The organism is Peteryoungia desertarenae, assembly GCF_005860795.2.
In the GTDB taxonomy this organism is placed as follows: Bacteria; Pseudomonadota; Alphaproteobacteria; order Rhizobiales; family Rhizobiaceae; genus Allorhizobium; species Allorhizobium desertarenae.
In genome coordinates this window covers 2,045,732-2,063,858 of record NZ_CP058350.1, presented here as the reverse complement: position 1 = coordinate 2,063,858, position 18,127 = coordinate 2,045,732, and the positions used below count along the sequence as shown (strand labels likewise).

The 18,127-nt window shown below is 60.8% G+C and carries 22 protein-coding genes; 12 read left to right on the top strand and 10 right to left on the bottom strand.

Annotation, left to right across the window (positions count from 1 at the left end):
- Positions 1 to 104: 104 nt before the first annotated feature.
- The 3 genes from FE840_RS09960 to FE840_RS09950 form a co-directional block, all read right to left on the bottom strand.
- Positions 105 to 584 carry an EF-hand domain-containing protein gene (locus tag FE840_RS09960; RefSeq protein ID WP_138288238.1) on the bottom strand — a complete coding sequence of 160 codons (480 nt, stop codon included), beginning with the start codon at positions 582 to 584 and terminating at the stop codon, positions 105 to 107.
- A gap of 251 nt (positions 585 to 835) precedes the next feature.
- The gene (locus FE840_RS09955) at positions 836 to 1,135 is read right to left on the bottom strand and encodes a hypothetical protein (protein ID WP_138288239.1); all 300 of its coding nucleotides are present in this window, start codon (positions 1,133 to 1,135) and stop codon (positions 836 to 838) included.
- Positions 1,136 to 1,421: 286 nt separating this feature from the next.
- Positions 1,422 to 1,694 (bottom strand): hypothetical protein, encoded by a 273-nt coding sequence (locus FE840_RS09950; RefSeq protein ID WP_138288240.1) that lies wholly within the window; start codon positions 1,692 to 1,694, stop codon positions 1,422 to 1,424.
- Positions 1,695 to 2,023: 329 nt separating this feature from the next.
- Here FE840_RS09950 and FE840_RS09945 point away from each other — a divergent pair, with 329 nt between their 5' ends.
- The 3 genes from FE840_RS09945 (at position 2,024) to FE840_RS09935 (ending at position 4,013) form a co-directional block, all read left to right on the top strand.
- Complete coding sequence (locus tag FE840_RS09945) at positions 2,024 to 2,374, top strand: helix-turn-helix domain-containing protein (RefSeq protein ID WP_138288241.1); 351 nt, start codon at positions 2,024 to 2,026, stop codon at positions 2,372 to 2,374.
- A gap of 175 nt (positions 2,375 to 2,549) precedes the next feature.
- The gene (locus tag FE840_RS09940; RefSeq protein WP_138288242.1) at positions 2,550 to 3,215 is read left to right on the top strand and encodes a hypothetical protein; all 666 of its coding nucleotides are present in this window, start codon (positions 2,550 to 2,552) and stop codon (positions 3,213 to 3,215) included.
- Positions 3,216 to 3,311: 96 nt separating this feature from the next.
- Positions 3,312 to 4,013, top strand: coding sequence for a hypothetical protein (locus FE840_RS09935; RefSeq protein ID WP_138288243.1), 702 nt, complete (start codon positions 3,312 to 3,314; stop codon positions 4,011 to 4,013).
- 102 nt (positions 4,014 to 4,115) lie between these two features.
- Here the strand turns inward: FE840_RS09935 and FE840_RS09930 are convergent, their stop codons facing one another.
- On the bottom strand, positions 4,116 to 5,009 hold the full coding sequence (locus FE840_RS09930; protein WP_138288244.1) for an NAD-dependent epimerase/dehydratase family protein: 894 nt from the start codon (positions 5,007 to 5,009) through the stop codon (positions 4,116 to 4,118).
- A 150-nt stretch (positions 5,010 to 5,159) separates the two neighbouring features.
- Between FE840_RS09930 and FE840_RS09925 the strand changes: the two genes are divergently transcribed.
- From FE840_RS09925 to FE840_RS09915, 3 genes are all read left to right on the top strand, one after another.
- Complete coding sequence (locus FE840_RS09925; protein WP_138288245.1) at positions 5,160 to 5,537, top strand: PH domain-containing protein; 378 nt, start codon at positions 5,160 to 5,162, stop codon at positions 5,535 to 5,537.
- Between the two features lie 91 nt (positions 5,538 to 5,628).
- A complete protein-coding gene (locus tag FE840_RS09920; RefSeq protein WP_138288246.1) occupies positions 5,629 to 5,907 on the top strand; it encodes a type II toxin-antitoxin system RelE/ParE family toxin in 279 nt (92 codons plus the stop codon).
- A 13-nt stretch (positions 5,908 to 5,920) separates the two neighbouring features.
- On the top strand, positions 5,921 to 6,211 hold the full coding sequence (locus tag FE840_RS09915) for a HigA family addiction module antitoxin (RefSeq protein WP_138288247.1): 291 nt from the start codon (positions 5,921 to 5,923) through the stop codon (positions 6,209 to 6,211).
- 29 nt (positions 6,212 to 6,240) lie between these two features.
- On the opposite strand, the gene FE840_RS09910 is transcribed toward FE840_RS09915, so the two are convergent.
- Entirely contained in the window at positions 6,241 to 6,519 is a 279-nt protein-coding gene (locus tag FE840_RS09910) for a helix-turn-helix domain-containing protein (protein ID WP_246318746.1), read from the bottom strand.
- Positions 6,488 to 6,637, bottom strand: coding sequence for a BrnT family toxin (locus FE840_RS20860; protein WP_246318905.1), 150 nt, complete (start codon positions 6,635 to 6,637; stop codon positions 6,488 to 6,490). The genes FE840_RS09910 and FE840_RS20860 overlap by 32 nt, the downstream gene beginning before the upstream one ends.
- A 305-nt stretch (positions 6,638 to 6,942) precedes the next feature.
- On the opposite strand from FE840_RS20860, the gene FE840_RS09900 reads away from it, so the two are divergent.
- Positions 6,943 to 7,530: a DUF1214 domain-containing protein gene (locus FE840_RS09900; protein WP_138288249.1), complete on the top strand. Its 588-nt coding sequence runs from the start codon at positions 6,943 to 6,945 to the stop codon at positions 7,528 to 7,530.
- Positions 7,523 to 8,077 (top strand): DUF1254 domain-containing protein, encoded by a 555-nt coding sequence (locus FE840_RS09895; RefSeq protein ID WP_138288250.1) that lies wholly within the window; start codon positions 7,523 to 7,525, stop codon positions 8,075 to 8,077. Before FE840_RS09900 ends, FE840_RS09895 begins: the two co-directional genes overlap by 8 nt.
- A 143-nt stretch (positions 8,078 to 8,220) precedes the next feature.
- On the opposite strand, the gene FE840_RS09890 is transcribed toward FE840_RS09895, so the two are convergent.
- A complete protein-coding gene (locus FE840_RS09890; RefSeq protein WP_171033744.1) occupies positions 8,221 to 9,162 on the bottom strand; it encodes an HD-GYP domain-containing protein in 942 nt (313 codons plus the stop codon).
- 402 nt (positions 9,163 to 9,564) lie between these two features.
- A complete protein-coding gene (locus FE840_RS09885) occupies positions 9,565 to 9,810 on the bottom strand; it encodes a hypothetical protein (protein ID WP_138288252.1) in 246 nt (81 codons plus the stop codon).
- Between the two features lie 389 nt (positions 9,811 to 10,199).
- Between FE840_RS09885 and FE840_RS09880 the strand changes: the two genes are divergently transcribed.
- Positions 10,200 to 11,405 (top strand): DUF2336 domain-containing protein, encoded by a 1,206-nt coding sequence (locus FE840_RS09880; protein ID WP_138288253.1) that lies wholly within the window; start codon positions 10,200 to 10,202, stop codon positions 11,403 to 11,405.
- A gap of 20 nt (positions 11,406 to 11,425) precedes the next feature.
- Here FE840_RS09880 and FE840_RS09875 read toward each other — a convergent pair whose 3' ends face one another.
- Positions 11,426 to 11,782: a DUF1491 family protein gene (locus FE840_RS09875; protein WP_138288254.1), complete on the bottom strand. Its 357-nt coding sequence runs from the start codon at positions 11,780 to 11,782 to the stop codon at positions 11,426 to 11,428.
- Positions 11,783 to 12,051: 269 nt separating this feature from the next.
- Between FE840_RS09875 and FE840_RS09870 the strand changes: the two genes are divergently transcribed.
- A complete protein-coding gene (locus tag FE840_RS09870; RefSeq protein WP_138288255.1) occupies positions 12,052 to 13,965 on the top strand; it encodes a putative bifunctional diguanylate cyclase/phosphodiesterase in 1,914 nt (637 codons plus the stop codon).
- A 119-nt stretch (positions 13,966 to 14,084) separates the two neighbouring features.
- The gene (locus tag FE840_RS09865; protein ID WP_138288256.1) at positions 14,085 to 15,335 is read left to right on the top strand and encodes a TadE/TadG family type IV pilus assembly protein; all 1,251 of its coding nucleotides are present in this window, start codon (positions 14,085 to 14,087) and stop codon (positions 15,333 to 15,335) included.
- Between the two features lie 93 nt (positions 15,336 to 15,428).
- Here the strand turns inward: FE840_RS09865 and FE840_RS09860 are convergent, their stop codons facing one another.
- On the bottom strand, positions 15,429 to 16,886 hold the full coding sequence (locus FE840_RS09860) for a methyl-accepting chemotaxis protein (protein ID WP_425502211.1): 1,458 nt from the start codon (positions 16,884 to 16,886) through the stop codon (positions 15,429 to 15,431).
- Between the two features lie 199 nt (positions 16,887 to 17,085).
- Between FE840_RS09860 and FE840_RS09855 the strand changes: the two genes are divergently transcribed.
- The gene (locus FE840_RS09855) at positions 17,086 to 18,069 is read left to right on the top strand and encodes a glycosyltransferase (protein ID WP_138288257.1); all 984 of its coding nucleotides are present in this window, start codon (positions 17,086 to 17,088) and stop codon (positions 18,067 to 18,069) included.
- Positions 18,070 to 18,127 lie beyond the last annotated feature (58 nt).

The window sequence follows — 18,127 nt, the reverse complement described above, 5'->3', positions numbered from 1 at the left end:
TGCAGCGCCCTGGCCCACCCAACAGAGAAGCGGCGGGTTTGTTTCCGCCGGTCCTTCCGATCCTCGTCGAAAGCCTGGGGGCTAAGGGAAAAAGGCCTGGGACATCACTCGATCTCGAACCAGCCGTCCTCGCCCATGTCCTGGCCGAAGCTGCTGTATTCCGGCTCGTCGATCATGCCGTCGCGGTTGGCGTCATAGCTGCCGTGCAGGCCTTCGTAGTATTCCGTTTCGCTCACGGCGCCGCTGCCATCTTCATCCCAGGTTTCGAACCAGTTCTCGCCGAAGCGCTGTTCGAACCGCTCCTGACGATTGCCAAGCCCGGCCTCGAATTCGGCCTTGGTGAGATTGCCGTCATCGTCGTCGTCCCAGGTGGCGAAGGCCTGGTTGCGCTGGAAGGCGGCACGGAATTCGGCACTGGAAATGCCCGGCGTGCCATCACTGTCAAAGGCCGAATAATCCGCCATCTGCGCGCGGCCCGCAGCCTTGGCCGTTTCGGCGGCCTCATCCAGCGCATAGCCGGGGCCGGCGATCAGCGTCAGCGCAAAGGTGGAGGCGGCAAGCGCGCCCGTCATTGTCTTGAACATGATCAAATCCTCTCTTGATTGTTCTCCCATGGACTTCAGACGCCAACCTGCGGCGCCGCTCTCATCCGAACGGGGAAAGCAGAGGATTGTTTCGTGATTGGGGGGATTTGGGGTGGGCTCAAGCCCTCCCCCTTGTGGGGAGGGTTGGGAAGGGTCTTTTTGTTGCGCGCCAGCATTTACCCCCCGCTGTCACTGCCGGGCATCTCCTCCGCAAGGGGTGAGAGCGCAGACCGATGCCGTGCGTCTGTCGGTCAGAGGATCAGGACGCGCTTTCCGAAGGGGGTGTTGCTGTCGAGATCTTCGGTTTCGGCGGGGGGATGGGCAGCGCAGGCGTTTTCGGCTTTGGCGGCGTCCTGTTGCTTGCGCAGCGCCAGTTCCGCCATGGCGATCTCCTGCAGTTCGAGCAGGTCGCGGGCGAGATCATTGGCGAGCTGGGCGCGGCGGGCGGCATGCTGGACGTCCGGCGGGGCGCTTTCGGCAGCCGCTGCGGGGCTCGCATCGGCGTTCGGGGCGGTTTCCTTGCGGAGCATGCGTTTGAAAAGATCGACCACGGATTTTCCTGCCGGGACATGCCCCGATCAGGTGGCCGGCGACATGATGTCGAAGACAGGGCCCGCGGGTGCTTTTCTACTCGTCAGCCGGGGCAGAGCGCCGTCATCCGCGCTTCGTCCGGGCCTCGCGTGTGGGATTGCAAATGGCGAATCCTGTGAAGAGGATACTGTCGAATTCGCTCATAAACAAGATGGCGGGCGCGATCGGCGGGTGGTCTGCAGAGGCTTGCCCCCTCATCCGCCCCCTTGCTTCCAGCTTTCCCGCGAAAGACAGGGGGACAGGCGATCAGGCGAGATAGATGCGCAGGGCTTCGGCGAGACGGGCGCGGTCGGCCTCGGTGAAATCGGAGAAGCCGGAAATGGCAGCATGCGACCAGCCGGGAATGCCGCCGTCATAGGGGGCTTCCACCGCCGCGATCTGGTGGCCGTTGGCGGTCACCTCGAAATAGATGAAGACGCGGTCTCGAACATGGGTGCGGCTGACATGGGCCACGCCCAAAGCCGCCGCAGGAGCCGGCAGATCAAAGGGGTCTTGCGGAAAATCAATCTGTCTGCCCATGTTTCCTCCCCATATCCCGGTCTGTGCCGATATACCGTGACAGGAACCGCCCTCTCCTGCCGATGCTTCCATCATCACCCGTCTGCTGCCGCCCGCCTCGCCCCATCCCGTCCCCGTCACCGGAACCAGTCCCAGCACCGGTCCTCGCGCTGGAGAGCTTCGAGCTTTTGGCAACGCTAACATAAATACCCTCTAAATTAAGGGGTATATTTTGGGCCAGGACAGGGGGAAAGGCTTAACCGGCCCTTTATTTCAACTTTACGAATGTCTTGCAATTCAAAACACCTAATGGTTGTTTGTTTGGAACCTTCAACCATAAGGAGTTTACCATGACGGAAAACAAGGCTCGCGGGCAGCGCATTCGCCAGGCCATGGCCAAGCGCAAGATCGGCAAGGCGCATGCCCTTGCCGCAGAACTGCATGTTTCGGTGGCAGCCGTCTCGCGCTGGCAGAACGGCGGAGACCTGTCGCTCGACAATGCCTGCGCCCTGGCCGAGACGCTCGACATCTCGCTGGACTGGCTGCTTCTGGGGCGCGGCACGCTGGACTGGCACCGGGACAATCTCATCAATCCCCGGGAACTGGAATGGATTCTGGCGCTCAGGGAACGACCGGCCAAAATCCGCAAGCTGGTCGTTGAACTGGTGGAGGTGATCAAACCGGAGAACACATCGCGCTAGACGAGAAGCCGGGGGATGTTTTGCGCCCAGATATACACGTTATGCTTTTCTTGACGGCACTATACACCTAAAGATTGCTGTCAGGGATTGCGACGCGGATGAGTGGGTGGGGCATCCCCTCCTGAAAGGCGGTTGCAAGGCCCTGCGTTCAACACCCAGAGGAAAGGTTTCTTTCATGTCGACATTGCTGACCATCAACGTCCGGAGCCAGGCGGCCCTGACGCAGGACTTCTTCTTCTTCCAGGAGCCTGCCGTCTATACCGGCGGCAGCCAGGTCTATTCCAACAGCCTGTTTTCCGGCTTTCTGTCGAACTTCACCGAGACGGGGTCCGTGCTGACCTTCAAGGTGAACCTTCAGTACTATGCCGGCATCCAGCAGAGCAACAGCCTGCCGCGCGTCGGCGCCAGCACGGGCTTTGCCTCCGCCGCCCAGCCCATCGACCTTGCCTCGGTCGACGGGTCCGGGAATGACTGGACGACGGCGACCATTTCGCCGGCGCTCGGGCTTTCCGTCCCGGTCAATGGCTCCGGCGTGCAGGCCGGCGCATTCCGCATCACGACGCCGACCTTCTCCTCGCCGCCCTATTACAATGTCGGCTCGGCGGTGAACGCCAATGGCAGCATCATCCTGTCGAACTTCGTCCAGGTGAACCCGGCTTCCCATACGGATTGCCAGCCGATCCTGAAGTTTTACGTGCAGACAGGACAGTATACGCCGGGCACGGTGATGAACTTCACCCAGTCGAGCGTCAATGCGGCCATCTGCGACTTTACCGGCGGCTATACCACCTGCAACGTAACCCTGAACGCCAATGGCAGCTGGAGCACCAAGCTTCTGTAAGGGGACTGCCCGACCCCGACGCAGCGCCATGCGGACCAGAGCCCAACCCCCTGTCCGCATGGCGTCAGATCGGGCCTTCCAGACCGAGGGTTTTTCATGGTGACCGTCCTGCAGATCCTCGTGCGCAACCTCTCGGCCAGTCCGCAATATTTCCACGTCTTCCAGAAACAGGCGCGGTTTCCTTCCCTGCATGGCGCCGCCATTCGCTCCAATTGCCTCGGCTGTCGCCAGATCGGCAATTACAACCATGGCGGCGGCGAAATCGCCTTCCTGCTGGACCCGCGTGTCCATGCCGGTGCGCTTTCCAGCCTGCCCGTGCCTGCGCCACTCTATGGCAGCGAAGCCGTCGCGCCGCCTCTGTCCCGCAGCATTCCGAGCCTGTCGACCGCCAGCCGTCCGCTGATGCTGGCTGCCAATCCGCCAAAGAACCTGTTGCCTCTGTCACTCGATCCCCTGGCCTTTGGTCCGCCCTCACACATCGAGGGGCTCGAAGAGGGCATGTTCGCCATCGCCGTGCCGCGCTTTACGCCCATGCCTGGCCCGCAGCTCTTGTGCGGAGTGGGCGTGATGGCAAGCGACGGCAGCATGCTTCTTTCAAGCGCCGTCACCCCCGCTCCCAACCGCATCCTCACCTGTCACGCCGAGCCTGTCTATTATGTCAGGCTCGGCTATCAGCCGGGGGGTGGCGCACTTACCTATGACATCTCGCATGCGGCAGAATGCGATTTTCGCGCGGGGGCAACGACCTTCACCGTCACCTACAACAGCGACGGCACGTTTTCGAGCGAGGGCATGTAGGAGGGGAGCGGTGAAGGACCCGGACCGGGTGTGCGGGACCATCCATGACCGGGGCGGTCGCACATGACCGCTCCCGGCTCTTGCAACGAGAAAGGTCCGCCCTCACACCTTCACATAGTTGCGCCAGTCATGCTTCTCCCTGAAGCCCAGGACTTGACGGATCTTGCGGTTGGACAGCGGCGCGGCAAAGCCTTCGATCTCCCCGGTGATCGGCGTGTTCGGCGCATATTTCGCCAGGAATTCGCGGGTCGGGATGGTGGCGGTGATCGTGTCGTTGACGGCGTTGAAGACCTGGAAGCCGAGGCCGTCCGTCTTCACACAGAGATCGACGATCTGGCCGAGATCGCGGGCGTCGATATAAGACCAGGCATTGCGTTTGCGGCATGGCGGATCGGCGAGATAGCCGGGGAAATTGGCATAGTCCTCCGGCGAGATGACATTGCCGATTCTCAGCGCATAGATATCGATGCCGAAGCGCATGGCAAAGGCTCGCGCCGTCTTTTCATTCACGACCTTGGAGAGACCGTAACTGTCCATCGGATCGACATCATAATCCTCGGTCAGCGGGAACTCCTTGTAATCCTTGTCGCCTTCGGCAAAGCAGACGCCATAGGTGGTTTCCGAGGAGGCAATCACGATCTTCTTCACGCCGAGCTTGGCGGCGGCCTCGATGACATTATAGGTCGAGGTGGTGTTTTCGACGAAGGTCCTGTTGTCGGGGTTCATCAGGATGCGCGGGACGGCGGCGAAATGCACCACCGCATCGGGAATGCCGGCGACTGCGCCCGCCTCAAAGCCGTCATAGCCGAAATGACAGGAGAGCGCATTGAACACCTCGCCGGCGTCGGTCACATCGGTCAACAGCGTATGCACGCCCGGATGATCCAGCACCGTGCGGTCGACATTCAGCACCTTGTGGCCCTGGTCAAGAAGATAGGGCACGACATGGCGCCCCGCCTTGCCGCTGCCGCCGGTAAACACGATCCGCTTGCCCATGAATTTTCCTCCTGCTTCAACTTGTCTGATGACCAGATAGCGCAGATGCCCGGAAAGAGTAAGAGGCTTCAGTAGGTTTCCGGCACGGCCCCGTCTTGACCGCCGCGCGCCCGCTTCCCATCTCCGTTCCGAGACAACAGGAGGACTGAGATGGGATTGCTGGACGGATTGCTGGGGCATGGATCAAGTGTCGATCCGCAAGATCTAGCGAAGCGGCTGGACGGTGTGCTGATCGAGGGGGAGCGGGTGTCGCTGGCCTTCCGCGTCATCCGCGACGTCTTTGCCTTTACCGACAAGCGGCTGATCCTGATCGATGTGCAGGGCATTACCGGCTCGAAGGTGGACTATATGTCCATCCCCTACCGCGCGATCACCCGCTTTTCCGTCGAGACCGCCGGCACCTTCGATCTCGACAGCGAATTGAAGATCTGGGTTTCCGGCGCCGAACAGCCGGTGACGAAGACGCTGAAGAAGGGCACGGATGTGCGCGGGATACAGCGGGCGCTGGCGACGGGGGTGTTGAGGTAGGGCGAGGAGCGAGCGGCCGAGCAACTGGCGTTTATGCGTTTGCCGCAACGGAAGACATTGACACCCGTATCGCTACGCGATACAAATTAGCATGATCGTTAGCTTTCGGCACAAAGGCCTAGAGATTTTTTATCTCACCGGCTCGACTCGCGGCATTCAGACGGCCCACGCCAACAAGCTTCGGCGCATACTAGGTTTGCTCGATGTCGCTGATGGACCCCAAGCCATGTCGATCCCATCATTCAGACTCCACCCGCTGAAGGGAGAGCTTGCCGGGCATTGGTCTGTCTGGGTCAATGGCAACTGGCGCGTGACCTTCCGCTTTACCGATAGCGGGGTCGAGCTGGTCGATTATCAGGACTATCATTAGAGGGAATAGAGCGATGATGCATAATCCGCCTCATCCGGGCGAAATTCTGAAGGAGGACGTGATTGCTCCGCTTGGGCTTTCTGTCACCGAAGCCGCCGAACGCCTGGCCATGTCGCGCGTTGCCTTTTCCCGTGTGCTGAACGGCAAGGCCGGAATCAGCCCGGATCTGGCCGTACGTCTCGAACAGGCAGGTGCTGGCACCGCGCGGGCCTGGATGGCTATGCAGGCCAATCATGACCTGTGGCGGGCGTTGCAGCATGAACAGCCGCCGGTGCGGCCTCTGATCGAGCCCGCGGCTGCATGAGGCAACATCACGTATCTGGCGAGATGCCCCTACCCCAAAGCCTCTGCGACCAGATCCGGGTGTTGAGCAATCACCTTGACATAGGCGACGGCGAAATCGGGGGCGGTGACGCAGGCCTGCTCCCAGTCGCGCAGCGTGCCGACGGGCACGCGAAAGCGTGTGGCGAATTCGCTCTGTGAAAGGCCAAGGCTGTTGCGCGTCCGGCGGATAATGCGGGCGCGCTGTGCGCGATCAAGAGCCTCCTCCGTGGCTTCGGAATCCTTGATGTCGGAGGCATCAGCCGGCAGGCCTGACGGCGCGTTCTTCACCTGTGTTGCTCCTTCTGACCGATATGAAACGAGGCAGGCGATTTCGCCAAACAAAAACATCAGTGTAAAGCTTCCCCCCAACGAGGCCGACCACTTTGAACCGTTCTTCGCAATCCACTTCCCGGATCGACGGGATGATCAAATGATCCTCATGAGAAAAGATGCTACGCCCAAAGACGAGAGGTCAACCATGCTTTACCCGGTTGGTTGCGTGCTTCGCTGGGCCAAACCTCTCTTCTGTCAACAGCGCGCCCTGTTACCCTTATCAACTATAGGGAATTTCCGCATGGAATGAACGATCTGCTGACTCCCTCCCCCTCCCCCCCACACCCCAAAAACTTCCCTCGCCCCCCGAATCAGTGATACCGCTGGAACGGGGGTCGCAGGGCCCGGGATTTCTTACCTTCGGGGTCAGCAGCAGACGTGTTTCGGGTTCCCTTCTTTATCGCGATTGCGCTTGTCATCGCCTATGGCGGCGGGATCTTGTCGACGCAGTCGGCGCTCAACGCATCGGAGGGGCTCGGTGCCATCCGGATCGGGGCCTGGAGTGCGTTCCCGGATGCGCAGACGGTGGAGGCCGATCCCTATGCAAAGGCGCATCGGGCGACTGCCGGGCGGCTTCTTTACGGGTCGGCGGAGGGGCTTGTCTTTTCGGCCCGCACTGACGAGACGGGGCTGCAACTCACCGGCACCTGTTCCTATCGGCTGAGCGGGCGAACGCCGGCTGCACGCTACTGGACGCTTTACGCGGCAACACCCGACGGCCTGCCCTTGCCACGCCGGGAGGGACTGCCCTTCGGCTATAATTCGCAGACTGTGCTGCGCAAGCCGGACGGCTCTTTCGACATCTCGATCTCGCCGACCGCCAAGCCCGGCAACTGGCTGTCGCTGCCCGATATCGGACCGTTCCAGCTGGTGCTGACGCTGCTCGATACGCCAGCGGCGGCGTCGACCGGGGTGTCTGGCCTGGAAATGCCCGAGATCGTGCTGGAGGGCTGCGGCAATGCTTAAGCTTCTCTATGCGGTGGCCACTGGCATTTTCGGCGCCATCGTCTTGCATATCATCATCATTCTGGCGCTGCCGCATTTCACCGGCAAGGATGCCTATACGCGGGTATTGGCCGAAGGCACGGCCTTTGAATTCCACCGCTTGTCGAATGCGCCGGATACGACAGGGTTGCTGAGCCGTGACCCTTACATGCGAGTTGCCGTCTGTCATTTCGACATCACCAGCCAGCCGCTCCGGCTGGTCGCGGTCGCGGGCCGGACCTTCTGGTCGGTCGGCATTTTCGATGCGGCCTCGAACGAGGTCTTTTCGATGAATGACCGCACTTCGGTTGCGGGCGACCTGGATGTGCTTCTGGCAACGCCGGTCCAGGTGGCACAGCTGCGCCGCAGCCCGATTGCCGCCCTGACGGAAACGATCGTTGTCGAGCATCGCGGCACGCGGGGCTATGCGGTGCTGCGCACCATGGTGCCGCTGCCGAGTTTCGAGCCGGAGGCGATACAGTTCCTCAGCGCGGCGGAATGCCTGCCGCTGCCATCTTCGCCGGGTTGACGGCGCGCATGCGTCCGGACCGGTCCGACGCGTTCCAGAGCGTTTCCGTTGAAAACAGGATCACATGAAACGCCCTATCTGTTTGTTTTCGCGCAGTCCGGACGCAAAACCGCTGACGCACTTTTGCTGGACGTGCTACAGCGTCAGCTGATCCGCCCGCCGGGCGTCAGGATGCTGCCAAGGCGGATGACAAGTTTTGCGTCAAAGAATTGCGGGCGCTCGAACATCCATTTGATGGCCTGTTCGGTTGACCAGGGACGCTTGTAGGGGCGAATGGATGTCAGGGCCTCAAAGACATCGCAGACCGTGGCGATGCGCACATGCAGAGGCAGTTTCGGGGCCTTCAGGCCGAGCGGGTAGCCGGAACCGTCCAGCGCCTCGTGATGCAGCCTGCAGATGTCGAGGATGATCGGCGACATGTTCGGATAGGCCTTCAGGATCTGGTAGCCCGCTTCCGGATGGTTGCGGATGATCTCGCGCTCCCTGCTGGTCAGATTGGCCGGCTTGGTCAGGATGTCATCGGGAATGTGAAGCTTGCCGATATCATGCAGGATGCCGGCAATGCCCATTTCGCGGACGGTCTTTTCGTCCAACCGGAGAGCCCGGCCCATCAGTGCCATGAGGCCGCTGACCGCCAGCGAATGCTCGTAGGTGGTCTCATCCTTGGTTTTCAGGCGCGTGAGTTCCAGCGCAACCAGGGGCTCGTCGCTCCAGGCGCGGTCGACGACGTCGGCCATGGGTTCAAGGCTCGTCATGTCGGGCGTTGTGCCGCCGGCGATCTCCTCCAGGCTTGCCTTGGCGGCAACCGTCTGCGCGCCGATACTGTCGCGGATCTGGCGCGCCTTGGCCTCGAAGGACATGTCCAGCCCCAGCTTTTGGGGCTCAATCCTGACGGTACGACCATCCTGATCAACGCCACGGGACACATTGATCAGAACCACATCTGCCGAACTGAGCGCGATGGCCCGCAGGTCATCCTCGTTGCTCAGGAGAAAACGACGCTTGCTGAATTCCCGGCTGGGGCAGGCAACACTCTCGATGTACATGCCTTTGCGGATACGGTTCTTGGGGATGCTGATGAGCATGGGGGGCCGAAAGGTTGGAGCATGGGCGCGGATGGATCGGGAGGTTAATTGCGCGCGCAACACGGCCCTCGTCATCCCACGTCTTAATATACCCTATCCTTTAATTCGAATAGATTAATGCAATACTACGTCACACAAACATATTTGGAAAATTTTTGTTCACGCAGCAGGGAATACTCGCAATGCGGAGGGCAAAAAGCGTTCAATACACGCAATAAATGCAATGAGACATCTGTTTGCGCATCGGGTTTCCTGCGTTTCCGGGCCGTTGACGAAGAGCATTGCCCAAGGGGGGGCCAGAAGGGATCCGTCGCCGACACAGATCGGCATTCCAAACGGGCTGTTTGCAGTGGTGCCAGGACCTGCTCGCGGCATTCCGGCGCCATCAGCTGCGGTCAAGCCTTACGGCTGGCGCAGATCTGTCAGCGCCGGGATCTGCAGGAAGCGTGTGGGCGCCGGCAATGAGGGGCGCTGCGAAGCCGGGCCTGCAGGCTCCAGCCGCTCGTAGCGAACGCCGGTGAAAAACAGCACCTTGGCCTTGCGCAATCTGCGCTTCGCCCTGCCCTGGTCCGGTTGCTCTGCTTCCTGTCTGGCCGACCGACCGGCAGAGCGTGCGATCCGATCGATGATCCTGATGATGTCTGCCATGCTCGTCTCCTTGCTGATTGAGACGGATGAAGCTCAGATTTCACCCTGCCCTTTTTAACGAAGGGCTGGCGCAACCGGTTCATGATCGGATAAAATTTCACGCAACCGGATCATCTGCGCCATTCTCAAACGGGTCTTTCGACCCACTCGGCGCGCCCCAGCGCATGAATTGCCCTCAACGCGGGGCACACCTTCCACATCTTTACCGGGAGCCCCTGCCGGCCACCCGATGTCTCGCCCGGCAAATCAGACCGGACATCACAACATTAGACGAATCACAAATATCTGCCATTCGCAAGCCGGATGTTTGCCAAGCCTTAGTTAACAGCTTGCTAACAAATTCGGTCTATTGTGAGACACATGTGTATTGCGTTGGAGTGGGTTTTGCCGTGAGCGAACAATTCAGGGAGCTGGAAAAGCCTGTCGGCGCGAGGAGGAAGGACGTCGTTCTGATGGCAACCGTCACCAGTTTCCAGGCCCTCTCGCACCCCGGCAAGATGGAACTGAAGCAATTTGCCGAGCTTTTCCAACCGCTTTTCCAGGCATCCTCTGCCGAGGCGCGACGCGACGCCGTGGCAGCCCTTTCGCAAAGCGCGAACCTGCCAAGTGCCGTCTCGCTTTTCATTGCTTCGCAGCCGATCTCGATTTCGGCCCCGTTCCTCGCCTCCTCCCCCGCCCTGACTGACGAAGTTTTGATCATGATTGCCCGCACGCAAGGCGCCGACCATGCCAAGGCGATCGTCAAGCGCGAGCATCTGTCGCCCATGGTTGTCGATGCGCTGGTTGCGCTTCGCCACAGCACAGCAGCCAATGCGACCGCCGCCGCCACAGGCGATGAGAAGGGCGATCACAAGGGCGATCAGAAGGAGCAGGCGGGATGGGCAAAGCCAGTGTCTGCCTCAGCCGCGCGGCCTGTGGCCGAACATGTGGTGAAGCCGATGCCGAAGCGGACTGGCGAGGGCGCGGCTCCCGTCGCGACAGGCCGTATCGCGCTGAAGGGCGGACCGGTGATCAATGCCAGCCTGCCCGATCATGCGGAAGAGCAAAGGCTGAAGCGGGAAGAACTGCTTCGCCAGAAGCTCAAGGCACTCGCACATCATTTCGGACCGCGAACCGGCGACAGGCTCGGCAAGCGGACGATCACGCCGGTGCAGGAAGCCCTGCTGGTACGCTTTGCCAGAGCCCGCGATGCCAGCAATTTCGCCTCTGCCCTGTCGGACGTCCTGTCGTCCAGCCGCTGGCTGGCCGAGCGCATCCTGCTCGATATTTCAGGGCGGCAGCTGGCGACGACGCTTGTCGGTGTCGCCATGAACCCTCTCGACAATGTCTTCATCCTGCACCGGCTCTATCCGCATCTGACGGAAGAGAACGCCGGCATCAGCCGTGCAGAAAGCCTGGTGGCACATCTCGATGTCCGGGAATGCGAGGACCGGATCGAAAGCTGGCATCGGGCCGATCGCTACACGTTTGGCGATGATCGCCATGACATCGCAGGCGATGCAGCGACCGGCCGCGACGCACAGGCAGACCGCGATGCACTGGCAAACCGGGTTGCATTGGAGGCTGCCAGGCAGAACCGGCGCGCCGCCGGCTGAAGCCACCGGGTCGGTCGCGATCAATCCCTCTCTGCCAACGGGATCAGCGGCTCCGAAAGCGGTCGCGTTTCATCCGCTTCGATCTCGATGAGCCAGAGGTCGCCGTCAAAGCGACGTTCGCGTTCGATCAGGTCGTCGAGAGCCTGTGCCTCGACGCGCTCCAGCCGGATTTCGAACAGGCGGTCATCCCGCTCGTCCTGCTCAATCATGGACTGGGGTGCCGGACCGTAAAGGGTTTCGAGCCCGTCGCGGAAGCGCTGGCGGATGAAGATCGCGCCGGAGGCGTCAGCACCCTTGAGCAGGACGGCAGCAAAGCCCCCTTCCCCGAAGACCCGACGTATCAACGCGGCCACAAAGATATCCGAACGTATTCGCATGCCTTCTTCCTACAGGAACAAGTCGCGCGCGCAAATCAGCTTCCGGGATCAGTTTCAGTCACAAGCTTTACTGCACATGATTGCCCCCAAAGCTGGCGGAACGGGGAGTCCCATAAATACTTCTAATTTATACTATGTAAATGAATCGATGTTATGTGACATATACAGTTATCGAGTGAGCCGCGGCCAGCGGTCCGGGAGATGATCTTCCGAAAACAGGGCCATGAGGATGGGCCCGGCAAGAAGCGGTAGCGGAGGGAGCCGATAGCGTGGCACAATCTTCCAGCAGCCTTTACGATACGTGGCGGAACTCCTCCAGGCAGCAGGCCTTTGCCGATGGCTACAGACCCTTGCTGAGGGGCGTCCTGATTGCGGGCTGCATCTACTTCGCTTTCATCGCATGGCGCTACATCAGCGAGTATGGCGTTGCCGTTGCCTGGCCCATGGTGGTCATGAGTATCCTGTCGGCAATTGTCTATCTCTTCATCCGGCAAAGCCTCGCGACACGGGAGACGGTGTCGCTGTTGCGCCTCGAGCTTTACGGGGTCGCGGTCAATCTGCTGATGTATGCCAATCTCGTCGGCTTCATGCTGACCCGGGAAGAGCATTCGCGGCTGGTCTATTTCGCGCTGATGGCTGTCGTCTTCTCCGCGACAGGCGTAACGCTGCGCAGCACCTTGCTGTTTATCACGCTTGCGGTTTCGACGCTGGTCTGGTTCAGCTTTCGGCTCGCACCCGACCTGGTCGAGCAATATGTCTATATCGGTGTGAGCGCGTCGCTCGGGGCCTTCGCCCTGGCAACGCAGGTTCGCAAGGTGGTCTTCAAGCAGATCGATGCGCGGCTTCTGGCCGATGAGATGACGGCGAAAGCGCAGTTGCTTGCCCGAACCGACAGTCTGACCGGCGTGCCGAACCGACGCGCCATGTTCGACCTGATCGACCAGCTTGTGGCCAAACGCGACCCCTTCTGGCTGGGGATCTTCGATCTCGATGGTTTCAAGGCGATCAACGATGTCTACGGCCACATCATCGGAGACCGCCTGCTCTGTGCGGCGGTCGAGCGGGCGAACCGGCTGGAATATCCCGGTTCCGTTTTCGGACGGATCGGCGGCGATGAATTCATCGTGATTCTGCCGGGCTCCATGCCATCCGCCGATGTTGAAAAGCTCGGAAATCGCGTGATCAAGCAGATCAGCCTGCCCTACGACATCGATCTTCTGCATCTGACGATCGGTGCTTCTGCGGGAATGGCGCATTTTCCGTCCATGGGCAACTCAACCGGGCAGCTTTACGAAAAGGCAGATTACGCGCTGTTCAAGGCTAAGAGCGGTCGTCGCGGTGTTACGATCGTCTTCGACAGCACGGAAGATCGCGAGATGAAGGAGACGGTTGCGCTGGAGAGAGCCTTGCGTGAAGGCGATCTGGAGCGTGAACTCTTCCTGCAGTTCCAGCCGCAATATTCGCCGTCGGAGCATCGCTTTGTCGGCTTCGAGGCGCTGGCCCGCTGGCAGAGCCCTTCGCTTGGCCCGGTCCGACCCGACAAGTTCATCCGTTCGGCGGAGCGATCCGGCCATATCCGGAAGGTGACCTCGATCCTGTTTAGCAAGGGGCTGGAAGCACTGCGGACATGGCCCGAGCCGCTGACGCTGTCTTTCAACCTGTCGGCCCAGGACATATCCGATCGCAGTTTCATGCTGTCGCTCCTGGACATGATCCACCAGAACGGAATTTCGCCCAAGCGCGTGGAGTTTGAAATCACGGAAACGGCCGTCATGGCCGATGTCGACACGGCCTGCGCCCTTCTGGCCGAACTCAGGCTTGCCGGCTGCAAGATCGCGCTCGACGATTTCGGTTCAGGCTATTCGAGCTTCGAATATCTCGATGCGCTGCCTCTGGACAAGGTGAAGGTCGACAAGAGTTTCGTGCGCAAGGTGGCTCATAACGTGACCTCCCGCGAGATCGTGGCGGGGCTGATCGACCTCTGCCGCAAGCTCGATCTGCGCTGCGTCCTGGAAGGTGTCGAGACGGATGACGAGATGATGATCCTGTCGCCGCTGCAGCCGGACCTGATCCAGGGCTATCTCTTCGGAAAACCGATGGGCGCCATCGAGGCTCGCGATGCTGCGGCCAGGCTCGAGGCAGCCGCCGGAAGCGTGGACGAGCCGGTCGGTGCGCGCGCCTGACGCGTTACCAACGCCATATTCTGACGCATCGATCAAATTTTACCAATCCCATTTATCTGATTAATAGGCTTTCGTGATTAAAACAAACAAAAGCGGACGGACGACGAAAGGTAAGATCGATGACGGAACGCCATTCACGAAAACTCCAGGGATCGGCAGCCAGACTGCTGCGTGATCGCGGCGGCAATTTCGGCATGCTTACAGCATTGCTGATTCCGGTACTCCTGGTGACAGCCGGGGGCGCGCTGGATGTGACGCTTGCCATGGCAGAAAAAGCACGGCTACAGGGTGAACTGGATGCTGCGGTTCTGGCTGCTGCCCGCGATACCGACGCGCAAGGGCAACTGGACCGCGCCAGAGGCTACATGTCGGATCTGCCCGAGTCTTCGAAGGAACTGGCCGAACTCGCCGTGAATGGAACGTCGCTTGCGCTCGTCCAGAACCCGGACGGCAGCCTGACTGCGAATTTCTCCAAACCGCACCGCACCTATTTCCTCGGCCTGATCGGCATGGACGAGATCCCGCTCGGCCTGACCGCCACGGCCATGACCTCCGGGGAAAAGACTGGCGGCGCCTGCATCTATGCGCTCGGCAATCAGAACCAGGCCGTGCTGATCAATTCCGGCGCCAATCTGAAAAGCGAGAACTGCGAGGTGCATGTGCATTCGACCTCCTCGCCGGCCTTCATCATGAATGCCGGTGCACGGATCGAAACGCGCCGCTTCTGCGTGAAAGGCACGCAGAACATCCGCAATGGCGGCACGCTGACCAATCTGGAAACGGGCTGCGCGGCCGAGGCCGACCCCTATGCCGGCAAGCTTCCCGAACCGGTGGTGCCCTCCACCTGCACGACGCAGGGGACAAAAGACGGGCAGCGCATTACGATGAAACCCGGCCTGCATTGCGGCACGACCTTCAATGGCAGCCCGACGGTGACCTTTGAACCGGGCCTGCACATCATTCGTGGACGGATGATCATCAATTCCGGCGCGACCGTGATTGCAGAGGGCGTGACCTTCTACTTCCCGGACGTCGACAGCGAACTGCGCGCCAATGGCGGGCTGACCTTTACCGCCACGGCGCCGACAACGGGACCTTATGCAGGCATTCTGATGTTTGAAAAGACATCCGACCCCAACAACAACCGCAACAAGCGGCAGTATATCTTCAACGGCTCGCGCGGCGAGATCCTCAAGGGCATCATTCACCTGCCGAACCGCGACGTGACCTACAATTCCACCACCAACCAGAAGAGCCAGATCTCGCTGGTGGTCAACACGATCATCATGAACTCGGCCAACTGGCAGGTGGAACCCTATGAAGCGACGGCCAGCTCGTCATCCGCTGGAGGCGTCAGGCTGACGCAGTGAGCGGGCCGACAAGCGGCTTTCGATGGACAAATTGCAAAGGGGATGGCTGGTGCCGTCCCCTTTCGGTTTCATTGCCTCGATTTCAGCCCTTGCTCAGACCTTGACCGCCAGTCTCAGTCCACCCCAGTGACGACCGGAGACGAAGATGGGGGCGGAGATGTCTTTCATCAGCACGAAATTGCCGCCGCCCATGTCGCGGCGATAGGTCTGGACGAGGAAGGGTGCCGTGGAGCGACCGGCGGCGAGACCGACGCGGTCGTTGAAGATGCGGCGGTTGCGGCAGTTTGCCGTGTTCCAGACGCTGTCGCCCGGCCGCTGCGGGGCGGAGAATTTCTTGTTGTGGGTCGGCAGGTAGCCGTTTTCATCCACTGCGGCACAGAAGCCGATGCGGTCGGAAATCGACAGGATCGGCTCCTGGATTCCGGGCAGAACCTGATCAGTGAACTCGGTGAAGCCGGTCATCATCTGGACCGGATCAGTGCCGGGGATCTGGCGGTAATTGCGGTCGAAAAGCTGTTGCAGGCTGATGCGGCCACTGTCGACGGCGCGCTGGAACGCGTCGGAGATCTGGGCGGCAACACCTGTGGCAGTGTCGATCCACTCGCTGTCCGTGGTGCGAATACCGGCGCTGGCTGTCAGCTGGATCAGGGTCTCGGATAGCGCAACCACCTTATCGACGCGTCCCGCGGCATTTTGCAGGGCGGCATCGGAACCGCGCACTTCGCCGGCCATATCGCCGAGGGCGTGGACGAATTCGGCGCATTGCCGGTCGACCTGGTCGGTGGTCTGCACCATGATGGAGGAGCCATCCAGAATGCGGGTAATGACGCCTTCCATGGTTCCGAAGGAATTGTTCATGGCCTGCGAGGTCTCGCGCACATCACGGGCGCTGGTTGTCGCGCTGCGACCGGCCTCCGAGAGATTGGTGATCTTGGTGCGAATTTCGTTGAGTGTGGTCTGGATCGAGCCCGTCGCCTGTGATGTCTGGAGCGCAAGGGCGCGAATTTCGGAGGCGACAACGGCAAAACCCTTGCCGGCCTCGCCCGCACGTGCGGCCTCGATTGCGGCATTCAGCGCCAGCAGGTTGGTCTGGCGGGCAATCGTGCCGATTTCCTCGGCGACGCGGTCGACATCCGACAGTGACGTGGAGAAGGAGCCGATCTCGGTGCCGATCTGCTCGGACGCAGTCACCATGTGGTCGATCTTGCCAACCGCACCGCTCAGACGCGACGCGCTTTCGGTCAGCATCTTGCGCGCTTCGACCGCAGTCTGGTCATTGTCGCGCAGGGTTTCGGCGATGCTCTTGTTGACTTCAGCGATGTTCAGGGCCTGGCGGGTGACCTGGTCAAAGGTCTGAGCATGGCGCTTCGATGTAGCGGCGACATCCTGGATGGCACCGGCGATGTCGACCAGATCCACCCCAAGACTTGACGCCTCCTCGGCAAGCCTGGTGATGATCAGGCGCAGCTTGTCAGCCTGTTCGGTCGCATTCTCCACTGGCTCCGGGCGTGGCGCGCCCGGCAGCTCATAATCGGCCTTCTCCATTGCCATGCTCATCTTGACCCTCCTCGATTCTCCAGATTCTGCCAGCCTTTGGTTAAGAAACCTCTATATTCAGGGGGTCTGAAACCGGGATAAACCCAAGATTCGCCGACAGGGCGGCGGGAGGAACGAGCGGAGACCCCGGAGATTGCCGGATGGTGCGCGGGCATGTTACGCATGTCCTTTCTATGTCCTGCCCGAGTGCCTCATGCAAATCCTCCTCGTCTCATCAGCCCCCATCCCGGCCATCCGCTATGGCGGGGCGGAGCGGATCATCCTGTGGCTCGGGCGGGCGCTGACGGAGATGGGCCATCAGGCGAGCCTCATGGCTCCCGACGGCTCTTCCTGGGCCTATGGCAAGCTCTACCCCTTCGACAGCGGCCGTCCCCTGGAAGCACAGATCCCGCCAGGGATTGACGTCGTGCACAGTCACACCGGCCTCGATCCGGATTATGACGGCAAGGCCTGCGTGACGATCCATGGCAATTCGAAGGAGGTTCACCGCTTCCATGCCAATTCGATCTTCCTGTCTGCCCATCACGCGCAAGCGCATGGGGGCAAAGTCTTTGTCTATAATGGCGTCGACCCGCGCGCCTATCCGGAACCGGATCTTTTGGCGCATGGCGGGTCCTTGACCTTTCTCGCAAAGGCTGCCTGGAAGGTGAAGAATGTCACGGGCGCGATCCGCGTCGCCCGCAAGGCCGGACTTCCCATCGACATTCTCGGCGGCCATCGCCTCAACCTGAAGATGGGCTTCCGACTGACGCTTGATCCCAATGCCCGGTTCAAGGGCATGGTGGATGACATTGAAAAGGCCCGTTACCTGCGCCCCTCCAGCGGATTGCTGTTTCCCGTGCGCTGGCATGAGCCCTTTGGCGTGGCGGTCATCGAGGCGATGTATTTCGGCCTGCCGATCTTTGCGACGCCCTATGGCTCGCTGCCGGAACTGGTGCCTGAGTTTGCCGGCAGGCTCTCTGCCGAGGGGGACGAACTGGCGGCGGCGATCCGCCGGATCGAAGACTATGACCGGCGCGCAATCCATGCGCATTTTCAAGCGCATTTCACGGCAGAGCAAATGGCGAAACGCTACCTTGAGCTCTACCAACGGATTGAGGCGGGGGAGAGCCTGCATCCTGACGCCTTCATGGGCAAGGTGGCCCGTGACGCCGGTTTGCTGCCCTGGCAGGACTGACGGAGCGGACGTTCAAGAAAACCGCAAGACATTGTCGATGGGTTTCAAGGCAATGCAA